The organism is Olavius algarvensis spirochete endosymbiont, assembly GCA_900608495.1.
Lineage (GTDB): Bacteria > Spirochaetota > Spirochaetia > DSM-2461 > DSM-2461 > UBA2779.
In genome coordinates this window covers 1-236 of sequence record UWYT01000030.1, presented here as the reverse complement: position 1 = coordinate 236, position 236 = coordinate 1, and the positions used below count along the sequence as shown (strand labels likewise).

The following is a 236-nucleotide window of genomic DNA, read 5'->3' as shown; positions in this document are numbered from 1 at the left end:
CCGGATGCGGTGGTTGTTAGAATCTGCCACATAGACATTGCCGGATGAGTCCACATCCATTCCGTAGGGGGGATTAAACTGTGCCGTGGTGCCGGTGCCATTTCCAGAATCCGCTGTGCCACTGCCGGCTAAGATGCTTACCACCCAGGCTTTGCTGGTGTTCTCGGGAACCTTGCAGGACGCCAAAAGGATCATAAGAGCTAAAACCGAGATACTGGATATTTTATTCAAATTTT

General features: G+C 50.4%; 1 protein-coding gene. It reads right to left on the bottom strand.

What is annotated here, in order from left to right; translation table 11 throughout:
- Positions 1-236: hypothetical protein (locus tag S1OALGB6SA_RS00560; RefSeq protein ID WP_442789578.1), on the bottom strand; the 236-nt coding region annotated here is incomplete at both ends.